Below are 24533 nucleotides of genomic sequence, written 5' to 3' on the forward strand. Positions count from 1 at the left end.
GGACGGGGTCTAGCGCAACGCCGACGCCGTTTCCAGTGGCGCTTTATCAATATCCGAGCGCGCAACCATCCTTACGCGGATCGGAACCGCCGGTGAGCGTGCCCTTGTCCCAGTCGATCCAGATCGCCTGGGCGCCGCCGAGCGGACCGACGACGCTGGTGGTCTTGTGACCGAGCTTCCTCAGGCCTTCGACGATATCGGCCGGCACGCTGTCCTCGAGCTGGTACTGGCCTTCGTAATGCAGGCCGCGCGGCATATCGATTGCCTCCTGCACATCGCAGCCATAATCGAGAATGTTGGTCACGACATGGGTCTGGCCAACCGGTTGATACTGTCCGCCCATCACCGCAAACGGCATCACGGAACGGCCGCCCTTGGTGAGCAGGCTCGGCATGATCGTGTGCAGCGGGCGCTTGCCGCCGGCGATGCAATTCGGATGGCCGGGCTGGATGCGGAAGCCGCCGGCGCGATTCTGGAGCAGGACGCCGGTCTTGTTCGAGACGATGGCGGAGCCGAAGGAATGCGCGACCGAGTTGATGAAGGAGCAGACGTTGCGGTCCTTGTCCACGACGGTGATGTAGATGGTCGAGGGGTTCATCGGCGGCGCGACGTTCGGCAGGTCGAGCATGCCGTCCATGCGGATCTTGTCGATGTGCTCGTTGCAGTATTCCTTGGCGAGGATCTTGGCGACCTCGACCTGCATATGCTCGGGATCGGCGACATGTAGCTCGCGATGCATGTAGGCGATGCGCGCCGCTTCGGCTTCGAGATGGAAGCGCTCGATGCTGAGCGGCGCGTATTTCGTCAGGTCGAACCGCGACAGGATGTTCAACATCAGCAGCATGGTGAGGCCGGGTCCGTTCGGCGGGCACTGCCAGACGTCGTAGCCCTTGTACATGGTGCCGATCGGCGTCGTCGTCTCGGTGGTGTGCGCGGCGAAATCGTCGAGCGTGTGCAGGCCGCCGATTCCGCGCAGGGTCTCCACGATGTCTTCCGCGATCGGGCCCTTGTAGAAGGCGTCGCGGCCGTCCTTGGCGATCGCTCGCAGCGTCTTGCCGAGCTCGGCCTGGCGGATGACGTCACCGGCCACCGGCGGCTTGCCGTGCGGCAGCAGATACCGCTCGGTGTTGGTGCCACCCTTCAGCTTCTCGAACTGGTTCTTCCAGTCGAAGGCGATGCGAGGGGCGACGACGTAGCCTTCCTCGGCGGCCTTGATCGCGGGCTGGAGCAGGCGGTCGAAGCCGAACTTGCCGTGATCACGCAAAACGGTCGCAAAGGCGTCGATCACGCCGGGGATCGAGACCGCATGCGCCGAGGTCAGCGGCACGGAGTTGATCTTGCGCTCGAGATACCAGTCGGCGTTCGCCGCCTTCGGGGCGCGGCCGGAGCCGTTATAGGCGATGATCTTGCCCTCGCCGCGCGGCTGGATCAGCGCAAAGCAGTCGCCGCCGATGCCGGTCGATTGCGGCTCGATCACGCCGAGAATGGCCGAGCCCGCGACTGCCGCGTCCACCGCCGTGCCGCCCTCGCGCAGCACCTCGATCGCGGCGAGCGACGCCTGCGGATGCGAGGTCGCCACCATCGCGTTGGTGGCGTGGACCGTGGACCTGCCGGGGAAATGGAAGTTTCTCATCGAATTCTTGCTCTCGTTGGGCGTCTGGCGCGGATGGCGCGCCGGCTCGGAAAACCGGGCCTACATGACACATTCCGGCCGGCCGGGGCAATGCTGGCATACCAGGGAAATGGCTGCCATCCGCTGGGAATAGAGCTGCTTCTTGCGGGTTTTCCGGGCGCGCCCCGCCTGCTAAACGGGCGCCATGATTTGCAAGGTCGCCGCCTTCTACCAATTCGCCGCCCTGCCCGATTACCGCGAGCTGCGCGAGCCGCTGCGCGCGTTCTGCGCCGGCCTGGCGCTGAAGGGCAGCGTGCTGCTCGCGCAGGAGGGCATCAACGGCACGGTCGCTGGCCCGGACGAGGCGATCGACGCGCTCACCCATGAGCTCGCCCACGGTGATATGTTCGGCGGCAGGTTGAACAATCTCGAACTGAAGTTCTCGACCGCCGAGACGATGCCATTCGGCCGGCTCAAGGTGCGGCTGAAGAAGGAGATCGTCACGCTCGGCGACGAAGCCGCCGATCCGACCCGGCAGGTCGGCACCTATGTCGATGCGAGCGAATGGAACGCGCTGATCGCGGCGCCCGACACGCTGGTGCTCGACACCAGGAATGCCTTCGAGGTGGCGATGGGGACGTTCGACGGCGCGCTCGACCCAGGCATCAGGAGTTTTGGCCAGTTCAAGGAATTTGCGGCCGAGCAGCTCGATCCCGCCAAACACCGCAAAATCGCGATGTTCTGCACCGGCGGCATCCGCTGCGAGAAAGCGAGCGCGCATCTGCTCGCGCGCGGCTTTGCCGAGGTCTATCACCTCAAGGGCGGCATTCTCAAATATCTGGAAGAGGTGCCGCAGGCTCAGAGTCGCTGGCGCGGCGAATGCTTCGTCTTCGACGAGCGCGTCGCGCTCGGCCATGGTTTGCAGCAACTTGGCTCGCCCGAAACCAAATAAGGACGCGGCACGTGACGAATGAGATCAGGACGCTCGGCGAGCGCATCGACACGTTGGAGACGCGCCTCGCCTATCAGGACGACGCGATCGAGACGCTGAACCAGACTATCACCGCGCAGTGGAAGCAGATCGATGCGCTGACGCGGAAGATCGCCGAGCTCGGCGAGCGGCTGCAGGAGGCCGAGGCGAATGCGCCGGGAGCGGCCAATGAGCGTCCGCCACATTATTGAGCGGGGTTACTGACCGGATGCCTTGAGCAGGAGATTGCTCACCTCGCCCGACATCATCAGCCGGTTGCGCCCGGCCTCCTTGGCGGCATAGAGCGCCTGGTCGGCGGCCTCGATCAGCGAGACCACGCCGGCCGTGCGCTCCAGTGCCGGCCGGCAGGCAGCACCGCCGAGCGAAGCGGTGACGCAGCCGGCCGCATGGTTGCTGGTGTGGACGAGGCCCGCATCGCGGATCGCCCGTCGAATCCGGTCGCCGATCAGGGCGCAGCCGGCAGCGTCGGTGTTCGGCAGCAGCATGGCGAACTCCTCGCCGCCGTAACGCGCCGCCAGATCGCCGGAACGATGCATCTCGGCGGCAATGATCTGCGCTACCTGCCGGAGGCAGGCATCGCCCGCGGGATGGCCGTACTCGTCGTTGTAAGACTTGAAGTGGTCGACGTCGATCATCAGCAGAGAGAGGCTGGAGCGCTCGCGATAGGCCCGCGCCCACTCCTCCTTTAGTCGTTCGTCGAAGCGGCGGCGATTGGCAAGCCCGGTGAGGCTGTCCTCGATCGCGAGCGTTTCGAGCCGGGTCTCGAGCTTCTTCTGCTCGGTGATGTCGCGCGAGATCGCGACCACGCCGTCGACGCTGCCACTCTCCTTGCGGGTCACCCGCATGGTCGATTCGAGCCAGACTTCGGCATTCTGCCGGTGCGCGTTGCGATAGGTGACGCGCACCTCCTCCTTCTCGCCGCGTTTCATGGCCTCGACGAGAGCCTGGACCTGCGGCCGGTCGTCCGCGTGAACGCCGGCGAGCGCGAGGGTACCGATCAGCTGATTGGCGCGCCAGCCGACGACGCGGATCGACGACGGCGAGACATAGCGCAGCCGCTCGTCCAGCCCGATACGCGTCACCATGTCACTGGAGCCTTCGGCAAGCAGCCGGAAATGCGCTTCCTTCTCGACCAGCGCGGCCGCCATGCTCTGGCCTCGTTGCAACTGCCGCACCAGCACAGCACCGATGATCGCGATCAGCATGACCAGCGCGAGCACGTAGAGCATGCGAGAGATCGCCGCAGAGCGCCAGGGCGCCAGCAGCTCGTCCTTGTCGACGGTGGCAAGCAGGACCAGCGGATAACGGCCAGAGCGCTTGAAGAAGCTGACGCGTTCGGCGCCGTCGAGCGGCGACTTGAAATGATAGACGCCGCCCGGCCGCTGCAGGGCGGCGTCGCGGAACAGCGGCGTATTGGCGACGCTGCGGCCGATGAATTTCTCGTTGCTCGGGTTGCGCGCGATGATCAGGCCGTCGCCGTGTGTCAACGCCACCGAGCTGTTGCGGCCCATCTCGAACTGTTCGTAGAAATGCGAGAGATATCCCGAGCTGATGGTCGCGAGCACCACGCCGCCGAAGCTTCCGTCCAGCTTGTTGAAACGGCGCGACAGGGTGACGACCCACTCGCCGTCGAGGAGGCTCTTCACGGGACGGCCGACATGGGGCTCCCGTTTCGGCGAGAGCTGGTGATAACGAAAGAACGCGTCGTCGTTGAACGTCGAGCCGATCGTGCCGGGCGAGGTCAACCAGTTGCCGTGGTCGTCGATGATGGCGAGGCTGTGGATGCGCTCTATCGCCTTCTTTCGCGCTTCCAGCAGAGTTGTGAGCTTGGCGATCGTGGCCGGCTCGGTGCCGTCCATCTCCAGCCGGCTGACGACGCCGACGACGCCTGAATCCAGCAGATCGAGGCTGTCATCGGCATGCTGCGTGAGCGAGCGCGCAACATTCGCCATCTCGGCCTCGGCGCCCTTGAGCACCGCGTCGCGGGCCGCCCATTCGCGCCAGCCGCTGACGCCGAGGATGGTTACGCAGGTCAACGCAACGAACGCAGCCGCCCGCAGCGGCAGGCGGCTCCATCCGGCTCTTTGGGTCACAGCGCTCATGCGGCAGAATTCTCCGAAGATCGGAAACTCTGCTGCTTCTATTATTGAACTCTGAAACGCCGGGACAAATAAGCAGCGATGTTCCCGGTTTCCCGTAGTCGTACGGACGCCGGAATCAGCGCATCGCTAACAAGGTATTAGCAAACCTATCGGAATCCAGCGCACCCCGCCTTAGCTGAAGATGGCCTTAACCTTGTCCCAGAGCGAGGGATTGTCGGCATCCGCATCGGCCTTCGAGGGCGTTGGCTGGGCGGCGCTCACGGGATCGGACGCCGGGAAGGTATCTTTCAGACCGGCGTCGAGCTTGGCGTGGCGATCGGCGGCGAGCGCTTCGTGCAGATCGTCGGCGTGCTTGTCATGCGGCGCGGGGTTGAATGTCTCAGCCATGGTCTCGTCCTCCGTTGGCTGGTCAACGCGCCCCAATTGCGCTTGGTTCCGCTGTTCCGCTTCGGGCCGTGGCGGTGTATCAGGAGCCGTAGCCATCTGCAGGACCGTTCGTGCCCCAGTCTGCGACAAAACCCTTCATCGACGTCCTCTCCGGCCAGCGGCAGGTCATTCCGCCGGTCTGGATGATGCGGCAGGCCGGCCGTTACTTGCCGGAGTATCGCGAGGTGCGCGCCAAGGCCGGCGGATTCCTCGATCTCTGCTTCAACCCGGAGCTTGCCGCCGAGGTGACGCTGCAACCGATCCGGAGGTTCGGCTTCGACGCGGCGATCATCTTCTCCGACATCCTGGTGATCCCCTATGCGCTCGGACGTTCCGTGCGCTTCGAGGTCGGCGAGGGTCCGCGGCTAGAGCCGCTGGATGATCCCGCCAAGGTCGCTACACTGGCGAAGCAAGCCGATTTCGGCAAGCTCGCGCCGGTGTTCGAGGCGCTCAAAATCGTGCGGGGGGCGCTCGATCCCAAGATCGCGCTGATCGGCTTCTGCGGCGCGCCGTGGACGGTGGCGACCTACATGGTCGCCGGCCAGGGCACGCCCGACCAGGCGCCGGCGCGGATGATGGCCTACCGGCATCCGGAGGCGTTCGCAGCTATCATCGACGTGCTGGTCGAGAACTCGATCGAATATCTGCTGGCGCAGCTTGCGGCCGGCGCCAACGTCTTGCAGATCTTCGACACTTGGGCCGGCGTGCTGCCACCCGCCGAGTTCGCGCGCTGGTCGGTCGGGCCGACCCGGCGCATCGTCAAAGGCGTGCGCGCCAAGGTGCCGGACGCGAAGATCATCGGCTTTCCGCGCGGCGCCGGTGCACAACTGCCCGGCTTCGTCGAGGCGACCGGTGTCAACGCCGTCAGCATCGACTGGACCGCGGAGTCGGCCTTCATCCGCGAGCGCGTGCAGAGCAAGGTTGCGGTTCAGGGCAATCTCGATCCGCTGGTGCTGATCACAGGCGGCGCCGCGCTCGACCGCGCGGTCGACAACACGCTGGCGAATTTTGCGCAAGGGCGGTTCATCTTCAATCTCGGCCACGGCATCCAGCCGGAGACGCCGATCGCCCATGTCGAGCAAATGCTGAAGCGGGTGCGGGGCTGATTTATTTTGTGCCTGGGAGAGCGGGAAAACAAAAAGCGCGAAAACAACCCATGCACAGTAGAGAGATTACGCCCGATCAATGACTTAGGGCGGACGGAAATCGGGTGCGCCGTCATTGCATCAGGTCGCGCCAACATTTGACCCGTCGGGCAAAACAGGCGCATGATGCCATCATCGCAGCGCTGTCCCTCTCGCCATCGCGAACCTGCGGGAAAGCTTAGCGCGGCCGGCTGCGCTCGATGATCTCGGCGGCGCCCTTGGCCAGCAGATCCAGTCCCACCGCACGACCGAGTTCGCGGGGACGATTGGCGGGGCCCGAACGCAAGGCTTCGATGATGGTGTTGCCGGAGAGATCGAGCACCGACGCGGTAAGCGACATCTGATCGCCCGCAATGGTCGAAAAGCCCGCCACCGGCGAATTGCAATGGCCGTTCAGCACCCACAGCACTTCGCGCTCGGCATCGGCAGAGGCATGCGCGGCGGGATCGTCGATCGATGCGAGGATGCGACGCGTCTGCCAGTCCTGTGCCGCGCATTCGACGGCGACGATGCCCTGCCCCGCTGCCGGCAGCATCTCGGCTGCGGTAAACTCGTAGGCGATGCGATGGGAAAGTCCGACGCGATCGAGGCCGGACCGCGCCATGATCAGCGCGTCCGCAGGCCCCACCGCGCCGCCATCCGGCAGGCGCTGCTTCTCGCCAATGTCGAGCTTTCGCACGCGCGTGTCGGCGGCGCCGCGGAAGTGGATGATCTCGACGTCGGGGAATAATCGCCGCGCATAGGCGGCGCGGCGGACGGCGTTGGTGCCGATCTTGAAACCCTTGCCACGCGACTGGCGCAACGCCTCCAGCGTCACGCCGTCACGCAGCACCAGCGCGTCATTGGGAGTATCGCGCGAGAGCGTGGCGCCGATCACGAGGCCGGGCGTGTCTTCGTTGCCGGGCATGTCCTTTAGCGAATGCATCGCCGCCTGGAGTTCGCCCGACAGCACGGCGGCGCGGATCTGCGCCACGAAGGCACCGCCCTTGCCGCCATGGGGCAACAGCTTGCTCGTCTGGTCGAGATCGCCCGTTGTGTCGAACTTGACGATCTCGACGTCGAGATCGGGCATGGCGGCGGTCAGGCGGCGCGCGATCTCTTCCGTCTGTGCCAGCGCCATCGCGCTCTTGCGTGTGCCGATCCGTAGTCGAAGAGCCAAGTCCTTATCCTTTCGAAGCGCGGATTACCGCGCATCCTCCAATATCATGTCGGAGGCCTTTTCGGCGATCATGATGATCGGCGCGTTGGTATTCCCCGATACGAGATCCGGCATGACCGAGCCGTCGACGATGCGGAGGCCTTCGAAGCCCCTCACCTTCAGCCGCTGATCGACCACCGCGAGCGCATCATTGCCCATACGACAGGTCGAGGTCGGATGGTAGATGGTGCTGCCGCGCTCACGGCAATAATCCAGCAGCTCGGCATCCGTGGACACCTTCGCTCCGGGATCGTATTCGTCGACCACGAACGGCTTCAGCGCCTGTGCATGCAATATCTTGCGCAGGATCTTCAGGCCTTCCACGTTGGTGGTGCGGTCGGTCTCGGTCGACATGTAGTTGATGCGGATCTCCGGCGGCACTGTCGGGTCAGCGCTCTTGATGCGCAAGGACCCGCGGCTTTCGGGACGGAGCTGGCACACCGACGCCGTGAAGCCGGAGAAACCATGAAGCTTCTCGCCCATCTTGTCGGTCGAGAACGGCAGGAAATGGACCTGGATGTCCGGCGAGGCCAGCCGCGGACTGGTCTTGAAGAACGCGCCCGCCGTGCCGGCCGCGATCGTCAGCCAGCCTTTGCGGAACAGCGCATAGCGCGCACCGGCCATGGTGCGGCGGAGCGGGTGATTGACGGTGTCGTTCAGCGTGATCTTTTGCGAGCAGCGCATCACGATACGCACCTGCATGTGGTCCTGGAGATCGTGCCCGACGCCCGGCGCGTCCAGCACGACATCGATGCCGTGCTTGCGCAGGAGGTCGCCGGGCCCGACGCCGGAGAGCTGGAGCAGCTGCGGCGAGTTGTAGGCGCCGCTCGACAGCACGACCTCCTTGCGCGCGCGGGCGCGGCGCAAATTGGGGCCCTGACGGTATTCAATGCCGACCGCGCGGCGGCCCTCGAACAGCACGCGCTGGCCGAGCGCGCCAGTTTCGATCTTGAGATTGCCGCGGCCCTTGGCGGGGCCGAGATAGGCCACCGCCGTCGAGGCGCGGCGGCCGTTGCGCGTCGTGGTCTGGAACAGGCCGACGCCTTCCTGCGTGGCGCCGTTGAAATCAGGATTGTAGGGTAGACCGGTCTCGACCGCGGCGTCCATGAACGCCTTCGACAGCGGGTCCGTCACGACCATGTTGGACACCGGCAGCGGGCCGCCGCTGCCGTGGTATTGATCGGCGCCGCGCGACTGGTTCTCGGCCTTCTTGAAATAGGGCAGCACGTCGTCATAGCCCCAGCCGGCGTTGCCGCGCTGACGCCATCTGTCGTAATCCTCGTGCTGGCCGCGGACATAGAGCAGGCCGTTGATCGAGCTCGATCCGCCCAGCGTCTTACCGCGCGGCTGGAACACCTGGCGGCCCTTCAGCTCGGGCTCCGGCTCGGTCTGGTACATCCAGTTGACGGTCTTTTCCTTGAACAGCTTGCCGTAACCGAGCGGCACGTGGATCCAGATGTTGGAATCCTTCGGGCCTGCCTCGAGCAGCAGCACGCTGTGCTTGCCGTTGGCCGACAGCCGGTTGGCGAGCACGCAGCCCGCAGAGCCAGCACCGACGATGACGTAGTCGAACTCGGGGTCGGAGGGCGTCAGAGAGGAAGTTGCGTTCATGGGCTACTGTTCTTTTTGTTGGTGGGGGCGTTTCCAATCGTCACTTAGCACGATCATGCAGCGACGCGCAGCGCCTCGACCAGCGACCTGAACGCACGGGCATATTCCGCACCCGCTCTTGCGATATCGGCGCGTCCGGCGCAGGCGACCGCAGCCTCCGTCACCGCGCCGAGCAGGAGCCGGGCCAGCGGCTCGATCGGCTGCCGGGCGATCAGACCGGCCTCCATCGCCGCCGCGATCGCACGCGGCAGCTTGCCGCCGAAATGTCTGGCGTCGATCTCGCGCCAGCGCTCCCAGCCGAGCACCGCCGGGCCGTCGCGCAGGATGATCTGGCCGGTCGGCCCCTTCGCGGTCGCGGCGAAATAATGCTGGGTGCCGGCGACCATCGCGGCGAGCACGTCCTTCTCGGCACGGGCCGTGCTGTCGATCTCGGCGACGAGATCGCGCGAGACCTCGTCGAATACCGCTTCGAACACCGCCTCCTTGGTCTTGAAGTGATGATAGACGGCGCCCTTGGCGACGTGGGCGGCTTCAGCGATCTCGTCCATCGTCGTCGCAGCAAAGCCCTGCGTCCCGAACAGGCGGCGCGCCGCCGTCAGGATCGCCTCCGATGTCGCAGCCCGCCGCTCCGCCTGTTTTGCCATGGCTCTGCTGTAGTCGAAATGGACGAGGACAGCCAGTTGACTTTTCGACCGCCGGTCGGTATTTGCCGACTATCAGTCGGTTTTACTCATGAGGTGCGCCATGCCGAGCCGTGATGTCGTCGAAGCTTTTGCCAAACGATTGGAGGACGGGGATTTCGTCGGGGCGATCCTCGACTACTACACGCCGGACAGCGCCACCTATGAAAACCAGGCCGAACCCCTGGTCGGACGCGACAAGCTCGTGGCCAAGGAGCGCGGCGTGCTGGCAGCCTTCAAGGAGGTCAAGGCGGTGCGCATCGGGCCGAGCCTGATCGAAGGCGATCATGTCGCCACGCGCTGGAAATTCAGCTTCACCAATGCGGAGGGCATCATCCGAACGTTGGATGAGATCGCGTGGCAGACCTGGCGGGGCGATCAGTTGATCGAAGAACGTTTCTATTACGATCCGAAGCAGATGGGGCGGTGATCATGGGCGCGTCGACATGCTCACAGCGGTCGAGCCTCAATCACGTTGTGCATGCCCGCCGGGAAGACCATCGTCAGCTCAAAGCCGGACATGGCGAGGAGGTTGGAGAATTCCTCGCGCGTTCTCTCTCGCCCGCCCGGCAGGAGCAGCATGTTCAAATCGCTGAACTTAGTTGCCGGCATTTCATTTGGAGCCGCGACGAGTCGCTCGATCAAAAGCAGCCTTGCAGCTGGTCCCATCGCACTCCGGCACACCTTCAGTATAGCGATGGCTTCGTCGTCCTCCCAATCATGGATGACCACCCTCATGACATAAGCGTCACCGTTGCCGGGAACGGCCTCGAAAAAACTGCCACCTACGATCTCGCATCGGTCGATGACGCCGCGTTCTGCCAATACGGCCCTTGCTCTCGGAACAACGTTCTGCTGATCGAACAAGGTGCCGCGGACGCGGGGATGCGCGTTCAGGATTGCGGACAACATCAAGCCCTGCCCGCCGCCAATATCGACGACGTGATCAAACGGCGAGAAATCATAAGCACGAATTACCGCTTCCGCGCTTCCGCGCGAATGTTCGCTCATGGCGCGATCGAACACCGCACCATGTTCCGGATGTTCGGCGCGAAACTGCCACACGTCCGTGCCATTCAGGCTGCGAAATGCGTTCTCGCCGGTCTGGACACTGTGCAGCAGATGACCCCAAGCCTGCCAGTAATACGGGCTGCCCACGACTTCCGCCCATGCCCCGATCGATGCAGGGGAATCCGCACGTAAACAATCGCCCATGGGCGTGAGTGCAAACGCTCGGCCTTCGTTCTCGCGAAAGACCCCTACCGCAGCGAGCGCGCGCAACAGCCTGTACAGAGAGTCAGCATGAGTTCTCGTCAGGGTCGCGAGCTCGCCGATCGAACGAGCGCCATCTTTGAGATGATCGGCCACTCGCAGGGCCGATGCGACACAGATCGCCTGCGTGATCTGAAACCCATTGACAAGACGCAGCAAATCCATTCGGGGATCGGGAGTCATTTGGCGGACCTCCATTGTGGAGCTTCAGCAAGCAGGGTATCGCGCTTGGTTATTGCGTCACCTTGAAATCGAGCGTTTTCGCCAGACCAACAAGGCGCCGGTGGTATTCCTCCAACAACGCCGCGAACTCGGACGTATTGCCTGGCCGAGCCGCCTGGCCGGCGGCTCCCAGTTTCTCACGAATGTCGTGTTCGCTCGCGATCGAGCTTACATCAGACGCAATCCGGTCACGCAATACATCGGGCATCCCGCTCTTTCCGAAAAACCCCACCACTCCGTCCATGCGAAGCTCCGGAAATCCGGCTTCGATAACCGTAGGCACATCGGGAGCAAGCGGCGCGCGAACGTTACTCGCGATTGCAAGAAGGCGCGCTCGGCCTGATTGCACCTGCGGCATGATCACACCGAGCGCGCCGACGTAGATGTCTATGCGGCCTTCACCCAGATCCTGCAGAACTGGAGCGATATCACGATAAGGAACGAAGGCGAGATCCAGTCTCGAGTTTTTGAAGAAGCCTCCCACGACGAAAGGAGGAAGCCCAGGAGAGCTGGCCCAGTTCAGTTTTCCAGGTTGAGCGAGCGCCGCTTGAACCAAACCTTCGAGCGAATGGATCGAGCTTCTGGCTGGGGCCGCTATGGCAAGGACGACATCCGAGGTCGAGGCGATCGGGATCAGTTCACGAACCGGATCATAGGGCAGCTTGGGGTTCGTAATTGGATGAACGGTAAATACGGCCGAGATTGCATACAGCAGGGTATGATCGTCGCTGGTTCCGAGAAAAGCCGATACGCCGATGACCCCATCTGCTCCCGGCCGATTCTCTACAATCACGGCCTGCCCCCATCGTTTTGAAAGCCGCTCCGCGAAAAGTCGCGCGCTAAAATCCGGTGCCGTCCCAGCTGGCACGGGTGCGATCAAACGGACAGTTCGATTCGGCCAGTCGTGGGCAGAGGCTGCAGAACCGCAGTACGAAGTGAGACCCAGGAGGAGACCTGCGATAGTAACCGAGCGATTCAACATGCTCATGGCGTACTCCTTCAGCAAGACTCCGTTCTAACGTGATTTTGGCTTTCGGCGACCGGCCCCGGGCCGGGCATATTTTTCATTTGCGGCAACAACGCGCGCCATCAAATCTATAAAGAGTTCGCGCTCTGCTGGTTCGAGGCACGACAGCAATCGCTCCTGCGTCGCGAGCGCCCGCGGCCGCAACCGTTTACGGACCTTTTGCCCCAGCGGGGTGCAGCGAAGCATCCAGACCCGCCGGTCCGAATCATTGGGATGCCGCTCGACGAACCCCTTCGCTTCAAGCTGATCGACCAAACGGCCCGTATTGGTCTTGTCGATACTGACGACGCTAGCTAAGCGGCTCTGATCGATCTCGGGATTGGTGTCGATGATGGTCAGCACCGCCCACTGCGACACTGGCATATCCTCGGTTTCGAATTCCTCCGCCACGATGGCTGTCGAAATCATTTGCAATCGACGGATCAGATAGGCCGGAACCCGACGATAGGGCGGATGAGCCTCATCCGCTTTGATGAAGGAAAACTGGTCTTTGGAGGCCGCCTTTGCGATCGTCATAATTGTTACTATCTCTATTGTTACTAATTGTCAAGCTCGAATACGGTGGGGACTAGTGGGCCCAGCGCTGGGGCCACCACCCCGGCGGGCGTTCTGGCGTTGTTGGATCCGAAGAAGCTACGGGCGACTTACGCGGCGTAGACCGTCTGCGGCGCATCCTTCGAGATGCCCGCCTTTGGCGGGCTCTTCAGGATGAGGTCCTTCTTCGCGGCGAAATGCAAACCGTCATGGTGAGGAGTGCCGCTAGCGGCGCGTCTCGAACCAAGCGGGCCGAGCGCGCCTTCCGTTACAGCCGTAACGCGAGGCGCCGCATTTGTATCGATTTGTTGTCGATACGACGTCACGAACACGCAGAAGTGGTCACAGCAATCGTCGCAAGCTCCGATCATTCATAGTTCGTCAAAGGTTTGCAGCGAATTCTCCCGATCGGGCCGGACAAGCGGCCCATGCTACTAGGCTCTGGAATGCGGACTCAAACGACCAGCTATTTCGCGCGGCTGTTCGCCGGCGATCTGTCGGCCTTTGGCGGTCCCGTAACCGACGAAGCCGTCGCCGGCCATATCCGCGCCGAACAGATGTCGCTGGTGCTCGGCTATTCGGTCGGCATCATGCTGGCCAATGCCTGCAACGCCGGGGTGCTGGCGATCGCGCTGTGGCAGTCGCCCGACCGGATGTTCGCGCTGATCTGGGCCTTCGCCGTGGCCGGCGGCGCCATCGCGTTCGGTCTGCAATCCCACGCCACGCGCCGCATCACCAAGCCGCAATTCGTCTCGCGCCGCGCCATGCACCGGCTCGTTCGCAATGCCTTTCTCCTCGGGGCCGCCTGGGGCATCGTCCCGGCCGCGTTCTTTGCAGGCGCCTCGACCGGCGGGCAGCTCGTCATCACCTGTCTTTGCTCGGGAATGCTGGCCGGCGGAGCGCTTGCCTTCGCCACGATCCCGATCGCGGCAATCGCCTTCACGGCGCCCATCTTCTTCGGCATCGCCATCTGCCTCGGCAGGAACGGCGATCTCGCCTTCCTGCTGATCGCCTTTCTCGTCGTGGTCTACGGAAGCGTGTTGTTGCGCGGCGTGTTCGTCAATTCATTCGCGTTCGCACGGCGCGTGATGCGGCAGATCGAGGCCGAGCGCACGGTGCGGCAGGACCCGCTGACCCATCTGCCCAATCGCGTCGCCTTCAGCGAAACGCTCGATGCGGCCTTGAAGCGGCTCGCTCTGTCCGGCGAGGAGTTCGCGGTGCTTCTGCTCGATCTCGATCGTTTCAAGGAGGTCAATGACAAGTTCGGCCATCCCGCCGGCGACGAGTTTCTGGTCCAGATCGCAAGCCGCCTGCAACGCTGCACCCGCGCGGCAGAGCATGTCGCACGCGTTGGCGGCGACGAGTTCGCGCTGGTGATGGCCAATCTGGCGCGGCCGGAGGAAGCGCTCGAAATCGCCGAGCGCTTTGTCGCGGCCTTCGACGAACCGTTCCGGATCGAGGGCCGGCAGATCGTTGGCGCGACCAGCGTCGGCATCGTGCTGGCTCCGCGTGACGGCAGCACGCAACTCGACATCATGAAGAACGCGGACGCCGCGCTCTACCGGGCCAAGAAGGCCGGACCCGGTACGGTGTGCTTTTTCGAGGAAGCCGACGACCGCTCGTCGCGCGACCGCAAGGCGCTGCAATCGGATCTGGAAGGCGCCATCGCCAGGGACGAGCTGTTCCTGGTGTTCCAGCCGTTCCTCGACCTCGGCGGCAACCGCATCACCGGCTTCGAGGCGCTGCTGCGTTGGCAGCATCCCCAGCGCGGACCGGTGCCGCCGAGCGAGTTCATTCCAATCGCCGAGGAAACCGGGTTGATCCACGAGATCGGCGAATGGGTCGTCCGCCGCGCCTGCGCGACGGTTGCCGAGTGGCCCGAAGAGATCAGGGTCGCCGTGAATTTCTCGGCCGCGCAGTTTCACAACAACGGCCTCCTCCAGATCATCGTGCAGGCGCTCGCGGACGCGAAGATCGCCCCGCACCGGCTCGAGATCGAGATCACGGAATCGATGCTGCTGTCGAAATACGCCTCCGCCGCGTCGGTCCTGAACGCGCTGCTGGAGCTCGGTGTCACCGTGGCGCTCGACGATTTCGGCACCGGCTTCTCCTCGCTGACTTACCTGCGCAAGCTGCCGTTCAGCCGCATCAAGATCGACCAATCCTTCATCCGCGACATGCTGGTGCAGCCGGACTGCGCCGCAATCGTAAAATCGGTGATTGGGCTCGCGCGCGACCTGCGCATCGGCATGGTCGCGGAAGGCGTCGAGACCGCCGACCAGCTCGAATATCTGCGCCAGATCGGTTGCGACGAGGTGCAGGGTTATCTCATCAGCCGGCCGGTGTCGGCGGATGGCGTGCTGGCCCTGCTGGATCCGAAGAAGTTGCGCGCGACTTACGCGGCGTAGGTTGAATCAGATGGGCCCGAATGCCGGCCGCAAGGGACGTTGAGCCCCCTCTCCCGCTTGCGAGAGAGGGCTGGGGAGAGGGTGTCTCCGTAGAGGGAGTCCCCAAGAGGAGAGAGCCCTCACCCGCGCCTTCGGCGCGACCTCTCCCGCAAGCGGGAGAGGTGGAGCCCGCGGCGCCTTCCATGCCGCCAGATGGATCCCTCTGCAATTCGGTCAGACGGTATCCGCACGCAGCAGCGTGTCTACGGTGATGGTGCCCCGCGCGCGCGAAACGCAGGCGCAGATCTTCTGGTTGCTTTGCTTCTGGTGGTCGCTGAAGAAGACGTCGCGATGGTCGATCTCGCCGTCGATGGCGATCACGTCGATGGCGCACAGGCCGCATTCGCCGCGCTTGCAATCGTACATCACGTCGTGGCCGCTGGCGTTGAGCACATCCAGCATCGAGCGCTCGCGCGGAATCTCCAGCTCGACATCGGAGCCCTTCAGGCGCACGCGAAATGTCTCGGTCGGCAGCGTGCCACTGGAACCGAAGGTCTCGTAGCGCAGATCGGGAAGCGGATGACCGGCGCCAATCCAGGCGTGGCGCGCGGCGTCCAGCATCCGCATCGGGCCGCAGAACAGCGCCAGCGCATCTTTGGGCACCGAGGCGAACAGGGCGTCGAGATCGAGCCGCTTGCCCTCATCGCTGGCGTGAACGACCAGGCGATCACCCAGCGTTGCGGCGAGATCGTCGAGATAGGCGGCCTCTGTGCGCGAGCGCACCGCGTAGTGCAGCGTGACATCGGCGCCGCGCTTCGCCAGCGCCTGTGCCGCGCCCAGGATTGGCGTGATGCCGATGCCACCGGCGATCAGACAGTAATTTTGGCGCGCCCAGTCGACTGCGAGCAGCGAGGCGGGCGTTGTGATGTCGAGCCGCGCGCCCGGCTGCAACGACCACATATAGCGCGAGCCGCCACGTGAATCCTCGGCGCGGCGCACGGCGATCCGCAAGCCCTGCGACGAGGCTTCCCCGACCAGCGAATAGGACCGCGTCTCGGGCTGCCCGTCGATGGTGACGCTGATATTGATGTGGCTGCCGACGGGATAGGCGGCGCCGTCGAACTGGTCCGGCCTGATCAGGAATTCGCGGATGCCCGGCGAAAGATCGCGCGTCGAGACGAGCGTTGCGGGAATCCAGGTTTCGATGAAGCGCATGGTGACTGCCCTCAATCAGTTGCGGACTTGATCAGCGCGAGCGCCGGCAGCAGGTCGAGATGGGTCCGGTTGCGCAGTGCGAGCCGCAAATTTCGCACCGCGAGCCGCGCATGCTCGCGCATGACCGCCTCGGCGCGGGCGCCTTCGCGGTTCTCGATGGCGTCGATCACGACGCGGTGGTGCTCCTGCCCGATGATCAGGATCTGCTGCGCCTCGGGCAGCGCCGATTGGGCCATCACGAAACCGCTTGGGGATGCAAACGGCAGCGACGAGGCGCGGTCGATCTGCCGGATCAGCGGCGGGCTGCGCGACAATTCGGTGAGCAGGGCGTGGAAGCGCGCGTTCAGCGTGACATAGGACGAGAACGCATCGACCGAGATCGGGACCTGGCGCAGCAGCTCGTCGATCGCGGCGAGGCACTCCTTCAGCGGCTCGAGCTCGCGCGCGGACACGCCGCGCTCGGCGGCAAAGCGCGCGGCGAGCCCTTCCAGCGTGCCGCGCAGCTCGATGGAATCGGAGATGTCGCGCTCCGAAAACGCCTTTACCATGAAGCCGCCGGACGGGATCGCCTCAAGCAGGCCCTCCTCCTCCAGCCGCACCAGCGCCATGCGCACCGGGGTGCGCGAGGCGCCGGTGGTCTCAACCGCCTGGAGCTCGGAGATGCGCTCGCCCGGACGCAACGAGCCCGAGAGGAGCTGGTCGCGCAGCGCGAGCTGCGCCTTCACGGTCTGCGAGACGGAGCGGTCGACCTCACGCTCGGCCATGTCGGCTTACTCCGCGGCCTGGAGATGCTGCGGCGGGTTTTCCTTTGCCACCATCTTGTCGATCAGCTTGCGCGTCCACATCGCGCCGGCGTCGATGTTGAGATTGTAGAAGATGCGATCGGGGTTCTCGTCCATCGCGCGCTGCTGCGCTTCGAGGATCAGCTCGTCCTCGTGGAAGATGCCGGAGACGCCCTCGCGAATCTCGGTGGTGATGCGTTGCTCGCCGAGCTGATAGTTGCGCACGAAGGCCCAGAAATAGTGGCAGGTCTTCTCGGTCTCCGGCGTGATGGTGTTGAGCACGAAGCCGTTGACGCCCTGCGAGCGATCGCCTTCGGGCGCGCCGGTGCCGGTCGGTGCCACGCCGACGTCGATGGCAATGGTGCACGGCGCTTCGAAACGGATGATCTGCCAGCGGTCGACGAGGCCCGACTTGCCGAGTTGTTTCGCCCAGAACGGCGGCGGCTCGATGCCGCGCATCCAGCGCGTCACCGTGACAGTCTTCTCGCCATGGGTGACGTCGAACGGCGCCTCTGCGACCGCCTCGTTGCCGATGGACGAGCCGTGCACGAAGGTCTCGTGGGTGAGGTCCATGAGATTGTCGAGCACGAGGCGGTAGTCGCAATTGACGTGGATGGTCTTGCCGTCGCCGGCCCAGGCCGGGTCGTGATTCCAGTGCAGGTCGGGCACCAGCGCGGGATCCGCCAGCGCGGGATCGCCCATCCAGAGCCAGATGTAGCGGTGACGCTCGACCACGGGATAGGCGCGCACGCAGGCCGACGGGTTGATGGTCTCCTGCGACGGCATGAAGGTGCAGCGCCCTTGCGCATTGTACTTCAGGCCGTGATAGCCGCAGACGACCGTGTCGCCTTCGAGCCGGCCCTTGGACAGCGGCACCAGGCGGTGCCAGCAGGCGTCCTCCAGCGCGGCGACCGAGCCATCGGCCTTGCGGTACATCACGACGTGCTTGCCGCAGATCGTCCGCGGCAGCAGCGCCGGCTTCACATCGGCGTCCCAGGCGGCGGCATACCAGGCGTTCATCGGGAAGGGTTTTGTCACCGGTCTCACTCCCAAGGCTTATGGATACGTTATGTATACAATAACGCAGGAGCGGAATCGTTCAAGGGCGAATACTGCGTATTATAATACCTTTGCCTCGCGTCGTGTATACATACTTGCTCCGTTGTCATTCCCCGCGGAAGCGGGGAATCCAGTACGCCGCGGCAGAACTTGGTTCACACAACGTTCGCCGCGGCGTACTGGATCGCCCGCCTGCGCGGGCGATGACACCGAGCATAGGCGCTCTCCCCCGGAGAAGCGCGAGAAGCGGCACCTGCCGCTGAAGTGTCCTACGCCCCGAACACCTTCGCCAACCCTGCCTGAGCCTCCTGCTGAATCGCCTTCAGGTGCTCGGGGCTGCGAAAACTCTCCGCGTAGATCTTGTAGACGTCCTCGGTGCCCGAAGGCCTCGCGGCGAACCAGCCGAAATCGGTTTCGACCTTGATGCCGCCGAACGGCTGGCCGTTGCCGGGCGCCTTGCTCAGCGTGGAGCGGACGGGATCGCCGGCGAGATCTTTCAGGCCGAGCTGCTCGGGCGTGACGGACTTCAGGATGTTTTTCTGCGGCGTGGTGGCGGCGACGTCGATGCGCGCGTAATGGGGCACGCCGAACTCGGCGGTGAGGTCGTTGAAGAGCTGGCTCGGATCGCGGCCGGTCTTGGCCATGATCTCGGCCGCGAGCAGGCCGAGGATGATGCCGTCCTTGTCGGTCGTCCACACCGTGCCGTCGCGGCGCAGGAACGAGGCGCCTGCACTCTCCTCGCCCCCGAAGCCGAAGCCGCCCGAGAGGAGGCCGTCGACGAACCATTTGAAGCCGACTGGCGTCTCGACCAGCTTGCGGCCGAGTTTTTTCGCGACGCGGTCGATGATCGAGCTCGACACCACGGTCTTGCCGATCGCGGCGTCCTTGCCCCAGTTCGGGCGGTGCGCGAACAGATAGAAGATCGCGGTCGCGAGATAATGGTTCGGATTCATCAGGCCGCCGGTGCGCGTCACGATGCCGTGGCGGTCGCCGTCGGTGTCGTTGGCGAAGGCGACGTCGAAGCGGTCGCGCATCGCGATTAGGCTCGCCATCGCATAAGGCGAGGAGCAGTCCATACGGATCTTGCCGTCCCAGTCCACCGTCATGAAGCGAAACGTCGGATCGATCGCCTCGTTCACCACGGTCGCCTTCAGGCCGTAGCGCTCGATGATCGGATGCCAGTAATGCACGGCGGCGCCGCCGAGCGGATCGATGCCGATATTGACGCCGGCGGATTTGACCAGGTCGAGATCGACCACGTTGCCGAGATCGGCAACGTAGGGTGTGACGTAGTCATAGGCGTGGACGTTAGCGCCTTTGCGTGCCCTGGCGTAGTCGATGCGGTTCACGCCCTTGAGGCCGTCGGCGAGATCGGCATTGGCGCGCTTCTCGATCACAGACGTCGCGTCGGTGTCGGCCGGTCCACCATGCGGCGGATTGTATTTGTAGCCGCCGTCCTCGGGCGGATTATGCGAGGGCGTGACGACGACGCCGTCGGCAAGGCCAGAGGTGCGGCCCTTGTTGTAGGTCAGGATCGCATGCGAGATCACCGGCGTCGGCGTGTAGCCGCCGTCCTTGTCGATCATGACGTCGACGCCGTTGGCCGCGAACACCTCGACGGCACTGACCAGCGCCGGCTCGGCCAGCGCATGGGTGTCGATGCCGATAAAGAGCGGACCGGTCAGCCCCTTTTCACGTCGGTAATCACAGATCGCCTGCGTCGTCGCCAGGATATGGCCCTCGTTGAAGCTGGTCTTGAACGAAGTGCCGCGATGGCCGGAGGTGCCGAACGCCACCCGCTGCGCGGGATCCGTGACATCGGGCTTGCCGGCGAAATAGGCCGTCACCAGCCGCGGAACGTTGGTGAGCGCGTCCGGCGAGGCCTGCTTGCCCGCCGCGGGATGAACATCAGCCACTGGATATACCTCGTCCTGTCGTAGAATTGCGCGATACCATAGCATCGGCCAAGCCCCCGCCAAGAGCACAACACCCGCGATGGGGCGGCCGTTCCTGAGATCATGCTATGGTCTTCCGATCGGGGCTTTTCGAGTCGGGGCATGACGCTGTTTCAGAGGCTTCTGGTTGTTCTGGTGGCTTGGCTTGCGACGGGCATCGCGCCCGATGCGATGGCCGCGGAGTTCTACACCGAGGATTTGCGTATCCCGATGGCCGAGGCCGGACCGCAGGGGCTGGAGGCGTTCCTGGTTCGGCCGGCCGGGACCAAGCGCTATCCGCTCGCGCTGCTCAGCCACGGCTCGCCGCGCAGCTTCGACGATCGCGCGACAATGTCCGCGCACAAATATTACGGCATCGCTCTCGAATATGCCCGGCGCGGCTTTGCCGCGCTGATCGTGATGCGGCGCGGCTACGGCACCTCGCCCGGCGGGCGCGTCGATAGCGTCGGCGGCTGCGCCAATGCCGCTTACCTGCCGGCCGCGGCGGTCGCGGTGGCGGATTTGCGCGCGGCGATCGAGGCGATGGCGCGCAGGGCCGACGTCACCACCTCGGGCATGATCGCGGCCGGCCATTCCGCCGGCGGGTTCGCCACCGTCGCCTTGACCGCGCAGGCGCCAGCGGGTCTCGTCGCCGCGATCAGCTTTGCCGGCGGGCGCGGCTCGCGCGACCATGACGACGTCTGCAATCCGAACGGGCTGGTGCAGGCCTTCGCCACGTTCGGCAAGACCTCGCGCGCGCCGATGCTGTGGGTCTATGCCGCCAACGATTCCTACTTCGGCCCCGAGCTCGCGCGCCGCCTCCATGACGGATTTCGCGCCAGCGGCGGCAACGCGAATCTCATCGCAGCGCCGGCTTACGGCGACGATGGCCACTATCTCTATTCGGTCGTGAGCCGTCCGCAATGGACGCCGTATCTCGACGCCTTCCTGCGCGAGCGAGGTCTCAGCCACGATGTCCTGAGCCCGCCTGATCCGCTGCCGCCGCCGGGCCAGCTCAGCGAGGCCGCGCGCGCCGAGTTTGCGCGCTATCTCGCCAGCACGATGCCGCACAAGGCTTTTGCGGTGTCGCCGAACGGCGGTTACGGCTGGCGTTCGGGGCGGGCAACGGCCGACGACGCCCAGCGCGATTCACTAGGCGCCTGCACAAAATGGTCGCCCACCTGCACGCTCTATGCGGTCGACGACAAATTGGCCGGGGCTTCGCAAGGCACATCCACCGACCAGAGCTCGCGGTCGCGATAGCTTCATTGGGTCGCTGGCCGCTCGCGCCGTCCGAGCCGGGCCGCGCCCCGGGGCCGCCAGAAAATCGGTTGTTAACTCGAAAGATATAATACGTGGTCCATGCTGCGGGATCGAACACACATCAATGCCCGCGCGACGTGGAGACACGTTGCGATCGCTGTGCTTTGGTTGGCATCCATCTCCGTGCACGCTCAGGACGCCGCTCTGAACGATGCGGAACCGACATTGGCGGCTGGCGGTCACAACGCAGATCTCGGCGCTGGAGAGACGCCGGCCTCGCGGGCGGCAATACGAAAAATCATCGAAAGAGAAACGGCCAAGACCGATCTGCCCGCGGACATCGCGGAGGCCGTCGTCTTCGTTGAAAGCGGATACAATCCGGCCACCATCGGCGCCGTCGGCGAGATCGGCCTCATGCAGGTTCGGCCCGAAACGGCAGCGATGCTCGGATTTCGGGGAAACAACGCAGAGCTCGCAGAGCCCGACATCAACATCCACTATGGCGTTCTCTATCTGAGCCGCGCATGGGGCCTGGCAGGCGGGGACCTTTGCCGAGCCCTGATGAAATATCAAGCCGGTCACGACGAGGAGTCCATGACTCCGCGCTCGCAGGTCTATTGTCATCGCGCCCGCAATCGTCTGGTCTCGATGAACTCGACGAGCGTGGGAAACCAGGCTGCCGCCGTCCAGGACGTGGCACCGGCGCCGACTCCGGCGCCCACCATCTCGAAGTCAGCGCATAATCAGAAGTCAGCGCACAATCAAAAGAGACCGGCACAGCCGAAGGACGTTTACGCGCGGTACCGTCAAGGCACGGCGGTCGCGAGCAGGGCATATTGGGCAGCACAGGAAGCCCGGGTCCGCCTCATCAAGGCTCGCGTCGAAGCCAAGTGGAAACGGGTGGCATCACGCCAATAGAATTAGAGTTGCTTGCCTTGAGACGAGCAGCGGTTGGACGAACGGCATTTTTGAAACCGAACTTTGAAACCGAACCTGAATAGAGATCATGCACAATAGTTTGAGAGTTTTGTTTGCAATCGTCGCGACCGGCGCCGTGGCCTTGTCGGCCTTTCTCGCGATTCGGTTCCTCGTCGGTTTCAGTGGCTGAACCCGATGGCGTCGCCGGCACCATGCCGTGCTGCGCCTCCGTCTAGAGCCGCTCGCTCAGCGCGAGTTTGTAGCCGACGCCGGTGACCGTCGTGATGACGGGCGTACCGCTGCCGACGAGCTTGCGGCGCAGTCTCGCCACCAGGGCATCGACAGTGCGGATATCGACCTCGGCCTGGCGGTTGCTGACGACCTCGATCAGATAGTCGCGGCTGAGCGGCCTGCCGTCGGCTCCGACGAGCGCCGCGAGCAGGTCGAACTCGGCGCGCGTCAGCGCCACCGGCTTGCCGTCGCTGCCGAGCAACTCGCGCCGCGTCAGGTCGATGATCCAGTCGCCGAACGCGATCGAATTGTGGGTGCGCGCCGCCTTGCGGTCGATCGAGCGCCGTCGCAGCACGCTTCGCGCGCGCGCGAGCAGGTCGCGCAAATTGATCGGCTTGGTAACGTAGTGGTCGCCCGCGATCTCGAGGCCGAGGATGCGATCGACGTCGGTGTCGCGGCGGGTCACGAAGATGATGCCCGCATTGCTGGTCGCCTGGATCTCCTTGGCGAGATCGAAGCCATCGCCGTCGGGCAGCTGCAGGTCGAGGAAAACGAGATCGGTCCGCGTCCGCAGCGCCTGGCGGCATTCGGCGCAGGAGCCGGCGCCGACCACGTCGAAATTGTTCTCGCTGAAATAACCGACCAGCATCGTCCGCGTCACCGGATCGTCCTCGACGACGATCAGTCGCTCGCGGCCGGCGACACGCAATTCCTGACCTGAGGAATCAGCCACGATGTTGGATGTCCTGTGTGCTTGCGGGCCGACCTGGAAGCTCAGGTCGCCGAGCGCGCCGTCCTGTGAACGTACATTCACGACTGTTCGAGCCCCCTCGAATTGCCTGCTGCAATACTAGGCGCGTTAGCGCGCCCAAACAACATTGGTCACGATCTAGCTGGATTAAGTATGAATTGGCCCACACTTCTCATCTCGCGCATGTTCAGGGCCCCCGTACGAGCGGCTGTTGTGCGGGCTGAAGCCCATCCCGCGGCCGCTTGCCACGCCAAGAGCTTCAAATCTACTGTGGCGCCCCGAAAAGTCTGCCCCAGGAGGTGGCGCCATGGAAGTCATCCTGCTCGGCACCGGCGGCCCGCGCCCGGACCCGCGCCGCATGGCGACGACCACGCTGATCAGGCTCGGCGAGGAAAACATCCTGATCGACGCAGGCCGCGGCGTCATGGTGCAGCTCAGCAAGGCCGGCATGCCGCTCGGCTCCATCAACACCGTCTTTCTCACCCATCACCATTTCGACCACATCGGCGACCTCTACGATGTGATGCTCAATTCATGGTTGCACGGGCGCAAGGACGATCTGCGCATCTATGGACCGCCGGATACCGAACGGCTCGTCAATACGCTGGTCACGCAGGTCTACGACAAGGACATCGCCTGGCGCGATCAGGGCGAGCCGAGCTTCGGCGGCTGGAAGCCTGTCATCGCGACCGACATTATACCCGGCCCCGTTCTCGAAACCGGGCGCTGGAAGATCAGCGCCGAACTCGCCTCGCATGGCGACGGCCTCGACATGTCGCCGGCCTTCCTCGCACGCTGGATGTGTCTCGGCTATCGCTTCGAGGCCGACGGCAAGGTCATCGCAATTTCCGGCGACACGGTGCCCTGCCCCGGTCTCGAACGACTGGCTGAGGGGGCTGACCTGCTGGTCCAGTGCTGCTTCCTCGCCACGCCGGAGATCGACAACGAGCACCTGCGCCGGCTTGCGAAATTCACGATGGCCTGCGGCGACACAGTCGGCAAGGTCGCGGCCAAGGCCGGCGTCAAGAAGCTCGCGCTGACCCATCACCGGCCTCGCACGGACGATTCCATGCTGAACGCGCTGCTTGCGGACGTCAGGCGGGACTATTCGGGGCCTGTCGTGCTCGGCGAGGACCTCACGCGGATCGAGGTCTGAGAACTCGATATGCGCGA

The 24533-nt window shown here is 64.4% G+C and carries 23 protein-coding genes; 8 read left to right on the top strand and 15 right to left on the bottom strand.

What is annotated here, in order from left to right; translation table 11 throughout:
* Positions 1-46: 46 nt before the first annotated feature.
* The gene (ggt, locus tag AC0L3C_RS10620; RefSeq protein ID WP_473407889.1) at positions 47-1633 is read right to left on the bottom strand and encodes a gamma-glutamyltransferase; all 1587 of its coding nucleotides are present in this window, start codon (positions 1631-1633) and stop codon (positions 47-49) included.
* Between the two features lie 184 nt (positions 1634-1817).
* On the opposite strand from ggt, the gene trhO reads away from it, so the two are divergent.
* Positions 1818-2564, top strand: a complete 747-nt coding sequence (gene trhO, locus AC0L3C_RS10625; protein ID WP_473407890.1) for an oxygen-dependent tRNA uridine(34) hydroxylase TrhO — start codon at positions 1818-1820, stop codon at positions 2562-2564.
* An 11-nt stretch (positions 2565-2575) separates the two neighbouring features.
* Entirely contained in the window at positions 2576-2794 is a 219-nt protein-coding gene (locus tag AC0L3C_RS10630) for a SlyX family protein (protein WP_473407891.1), read from the top strand.
* A gap of 6 nt (positions 2795-2800) precedes the next feature.
* Here the strand turns inward: AC0L3C_RS10630 and AC0L3C_RS10635 are convergent, their stop codons facing one another.
* On the bottom strand, positions 2801-4705 hold the full coding sequence (locus tag AC0L3C_RS10635; RefSeq protein ID WP_473407892.1) for a sensor domain-containing diguanylate cyclase: 1905 nt from the start codon (positions 4703-4705) through the stop codon (positions 2801-2803).
* Between the two features lie 171 nt (positions 4706-4876).
* Positions 4877-5092, bottom strand: a complete 216-nt coding sequence (locus tag AC0L3C_RS10640; protein WP_473407893.1) for a hypothetical protein — start codon at positions 5090-5092, stop codon at positions 4877-4879.
* 110 nt (positions 5093-5202) lie between these two features.
* Between AC0L3C_RS10640 and hemE the strand changes: the two genes are divergently transcribed.
* The gene (gene hemE, locus AC0L3C_RS10645; RefSeq protein ID WP_473407894.1) at positions 5203-6237 is read left to right on the top strand and encodes a uroporphyrinogen decarboxylase; all 1035 of its coding nucleotides are present in this window, start codon (positions 5203-5205) and stop codon (positions 6235-6237) included.
* A 217-nt stretch (positions 6238-6454) separates the two neighbouring features.
* On the opposite strand, the gene hemC is transcribed toward hemE, so the two are convergent.
* Genes hemC through AC0L3C_RS10660 form a run of 3 tightly spaced genes read right to left on the bottom strand, consistent with a single transcriptional unit; the run spans position 6455 to position 9729 of the window.
* The gene (hemC, locus tag AC0L3C_RS10650) at positions 6455-7435 is read right to left on the bottom strand and encodes a hydroxymethylbilane synthase (RefSeq protein ID WP_473407895.1); all 981 of its coding nucleotides are present in this window, start codon (positions 7433-7435) and stop codon (positions 6455-6457) included.
* Between the two features lie 24 nt (positions 7436-7459).
* Positions 7460-9085 (bottom strand): GMC family oxidoreductase, encoded by a 1626-nt coding sequence (locus tag AC0L3C_RS10655; RefSeq protein ID WP_473407896.1) that lies wholly within the window; start codon positions 9083-9085, stop codon positions 7460-7462.
* 53 nt (positions 9086-9138) lie between these two features.
* Entirely contained in the window at positions 9139-9729 is a 591-nt protein-coding gene (locus AC0L3C_RS10660; RefSeq protein ID WP_473407897.1) for a TetR/AcrR family transcriptional regulator, read from the bottom strand.
* Between the two features lie 100 nt (positions 9730-9829).
* On the opposite strand from AC0L3C_RS10660, the gene AC0L3C_RS10665 reads away from it, so the two are divergent.
* Positions 9830-10195 carry a nuclear transport factor 2 family protein gene (locus AC0L3C_RS10665; protein WP_473407898.1) on the top strand — a complete coding sequence of 122 codons (366 nt, stop codon included), beginning with the start codon at positions 9830-9832 and terminating at the stop codon, positions 10193-10195.
* A gap of 20 nt (positions 10196-10215) precedes the next feature.
* On the opposite strand, the gene AC0L3C_RS10670 is transcribed toward AC0L3C_RS10665, so the two are convergent.
* From AC0L3C_RS10670 to AC0L3C_RS10685, 4 genes are all read right to left on the bottom strand, one after another.
* The gene (locus tag AC0L3C_RS10670) at positions 10216-11220 is read right to left on the bottom strand and encodes a methyltransferase (protein ID WP_473407899.1); all 1005 of its coding nucleotides are present in this window, start codon (positions 11218-11220) and stop codon (positions 10216-10218) included.
* Between the two features lie 49 nt (positions 11221-11269).
* A complete protein-coding gene (locus tag AC0L3C_RS10675) occupies positions 11270-12247 on the bottom strand; it encodes a Bug family tripartite tricarboxylate transporter substrate binding protein (RefSeq protein WP_473407900.1) in 978 nt (325 codons plus the stop codon).
* A gap of 27 nt (positions 12248-12274) precedes the next feature.
* Entirely contained in the window at positions 12275-12802 is a 528-nt protein-coding gene (locus tag AC0L3C_RS10680) for a MarR family winged helix-turn-helix transcriptional regulator (RefSeq protein WP_473407901.1), read from the bottom strand.
* A 128-nt stretch (positions 12803-12930) separates the two neighbouring features.
* Positions 12931-13191 carry a hypothetical protein gene (locus AC0L3C_RS10685; RefSeq protein ID WP_473407902.1) on the bottom strand — a complete coding sequence of 87 codons (261 nt, stop codon included), beginning with the start codon at positions 13189-13191 and terminating at the stop codon, positions 12931-12933.
* A gap of 75 nt (positions 13192-13266) precedes the next feature.
* On the opposite strand from AC0L3C_RS10685, the gene AC0L3C_RS10690 reads away from it, so the two are divergent.
* Entirely contained in the window at positions 13267-15228 is a 1962-nt protein-coding gene (locus AC0L3C_RS10690) for a putative bifunctional diguanylate cyclase/phosphodiesterase (RefSeq protein ID WP_473407903.1), read from the top strand.
* A 213-nt stretch (positions 15229-15441) separates the two neighbouring features.
* Here AC0L3C_RS10690 and AC0L3C_RS10695 read toward each other — a convergent pair whose 3' ends face one another.
* The 4 genes from AC0L3C_RS10695 to pgm all read right to left on the bottom strand — a co-directional run bounded on the left by AC0L3C_RS10695 (position 15442) and on the right by pgm (position 20179).
* Positions 15442-16422: a PDR/VanB family oxidoreductase gene (locus tag AC0L3C_RS10695; protein ID WP_473407904.1), complete on the bottom strand. Its 981-nt coding sequence runs from the start codon at positions 16420-16422 to the stop codon at positions 15442-15444.
* Positions 16423-16433: 11 nt separating this feature from the next.
* The gene (locus tag AC0L3C_RS10700; RefSeq protein ID WP_007595257.1) at positions 16434-17186 is read right to left on the bottom strand and encodes a GntR family transcriptional regulator; all 753 of its coding nucleotides are present in this window, start codon (positions 17184-17186) and stop codon (positions 16434-16436) included.
* Positions 17187-17192: 6 nt separating this feature from the next.
* Positions 17193-18242 (bottom strand): aromatic ring-hydroxylating dioxygenase subunit alpha, encoded by a 1050-nt coding sequence (locus AC0L3C_RS10705; protein WP_473407905.1) that lies wholly within the window; start codon positions 18240-18242, stop codon positions 17193-17195.
* A gap of 290 nt (positions 18243-18532) precedes the next feature.
* Positions 18533-20179, bottom strand: coding sequence for a phosphoglucomutase (alpha-D-glucose-1,6-bisphosphate-dependent) (gene pgm, locus AC0L3C_RS10710; RefSeq protein WP_473407906.1), 1647 nt, complete (start codon positions 20177-20179; stop codon positions 18533-18535).
* Between the two features lie 141 nt (positions 20180-20320).
* Here pgm and AC0L3C_RS10715 point away from each other — a divergent pair, with 141 nt between their 5' ends.
* Both AC0L3C_RS10715 and AC0L3C_RS10720 read left to right on the top strand, forming a co-directional pair.
* Complete coding sequence (locus AC0L3C_RS10715; protein WP_473407907.1) at positions 20321-21460, top strand: alpha/beta hydrolase family protein; 1140 nt, start codon at positions 20321-20323, stop codon at positions 21458-21460.
* Positions 21461-21559: 99 nt separating this feature from the next.
* On the top strand, positions 21560-22378 hold the full coding sequence (locus AC0L3C_RS10720) for a transglycosylase SLT domain-containing protein (protein WP_473407908.1): 819 nt from the start codon (positions 21560-21562) through the stop codon (positions 22376-22378).
* Between the two features lie 232 nt (positions 22379-22610).
* Here AC0L3C_RS10720 and AC0L3C_RS10725 read toward each other — a convergent pair whose 3' ends face one another.
* Positions 22611-23423, bottom strand: coding sequence for a winged helix-turn-helix domain-containing protein (locus AC0L3C_RS10725; RefSeq protein WP_473284975.1), 813 nt, complete (start codon positions 23421-23423; stop codon positions 22611-22613).
* A 244-nt stretch (positions 23424-23667) separates the two neighbouring features.
* Between AC0L3C_RS10725 and AC0L3C_RS10730 the strand changes: the two genes are divergently transcribed.
* Positions 23668-24516, top strand: coding sequence for an MBL fold metallo-hydrolase (locus tag AC0L3C_RS10730; RefSeq protein ID WP_473407909.1), 849 nt, complete (start codon positions 23668-23670; stop codon positions 24514-24516).
* Positions 24517-24533: the final 17 nt, after the last annotated feature.

Source organism: Bradyrhizobium sp. WSM4872 (assembly GCF_055811715.1).

Coding starts and splice junctions, on each gene's coding strand:
- AC0L3C_RS10655 (WP_473407896.1), bottom strand. CDS start 9,085: ATGAACGCAACTTCCTCTCTGACGCCCTCCGACCCCGAGTTCGACTAC.
- AC0L3C_RS10695 (WP_473407904.1), bottom strand. CDS start 16,422: ATGCGCTTCATCGAAACCTGGATTCCCGCAACGCTCGTCTCGACGCGC.
- AC0L3C_RS10640 (WP_473407893.1), bottom strand. CDS start 5,092: ATGGCTGAGACATTCAACCCCGCGCCGCATGACAAGCACGCCGACGAT.
- AC0L3C_RS10685 (WP_473407902.1), bottom strand. CDS start 13,191: ATGATCGGAGCTTGCGACGATTGCTGTGACCACTTCTGCGTGTTCGTG.
- AC0L3C_RS10635 (WP_473407892.1), bottom strand. CDS start 4,705: ATGAGCGCTGTGACCCAAAGAGCCGGATGGAGCCGCCTGCCGCTGCGG.
- AC0L3C_RS10720 (WP_473407908.1), top strand. CDS start 21,560: ATGCTGCGGGATCGAACACACATCAATGCCCGCGCGACGTGGAGACAC.
- trhO (WP_473407890.1), top strand. CDS start 1,818: ATGATTTGCAAGGTCGCCGCCTTCTACCAATTCGCCGCCCTGCCCGAT.
- AC0L3C_RS10730 (WP_473407909.1), top strand. CDS start 23,668: ATGGAAGTCATCCTGCTCGGCACCGGCGGCCCGCGCCCGGACCCGCGC.
- AC0L3C_RS10665 (WP_473407898.1), top strand. CDS start 9,830: ATGCCGAGCCGTGATGTCGTCGAAGCTTTTGCCAAACGATTGGAGGAC.
- AC0L3C_RS10700 (WP_007595257.1), bottom strand. CDS start 17,186: ATGGCCGAGCGTGAGGTCGACCGCTCCGTCTCGCAGACCGTGAAGGCG.
- AC0L3C_RS10670 (WP_473407899.1), bottom strand. CDS start 11,220: ATGACTCCCGATCCCCGAATGGATTTGCTGCGTCTTGTCAATGGGTTT.
- AC0L3C_RS10690 (WP_473407903.1), top strand. CDS start 13,267: ATGCGGACTCAAACGACCAGCTATTTCGCGCGGCTGTTCGCCGGCGAT.
- AC0L3C_RS10675 (WP_473407900.1), bottom strand. CDS start 12,247: ATGAGCATGTTGAATCGCTCGGTTACTATCGCAGGTCTCCTCCTGGGT.
- AC0L3C_RS10660 (WP_473407897.1), bottom strand. CDS start 9,729: ATGGCAAAACAGGCGGAGCGGCGGGCTGCGACATCGGAGGCGATCCTG.
- AC0L3C_RS10715 (WP_473407907.1), top strand. CDS start 20,321: ATGACGCTGTTTCAGAGGCTTCTGGTTGTTCTGGTGGCTTGGCTTGCG.
- AC0L3C_RS10680 (WP_473407901.1), bottom strand. CDS start 12,802: ATGACGATCGCAAAGGCGGCCTCCAAAGACCAGTTTTCCTTCATCAAA.
- ggt (WP_473407889.1), bottom strand. CDS start 1,633: ATGAGAAACTTCCATTTCCCCGGCAGGTCCACGGTCCACGCCACCAAC.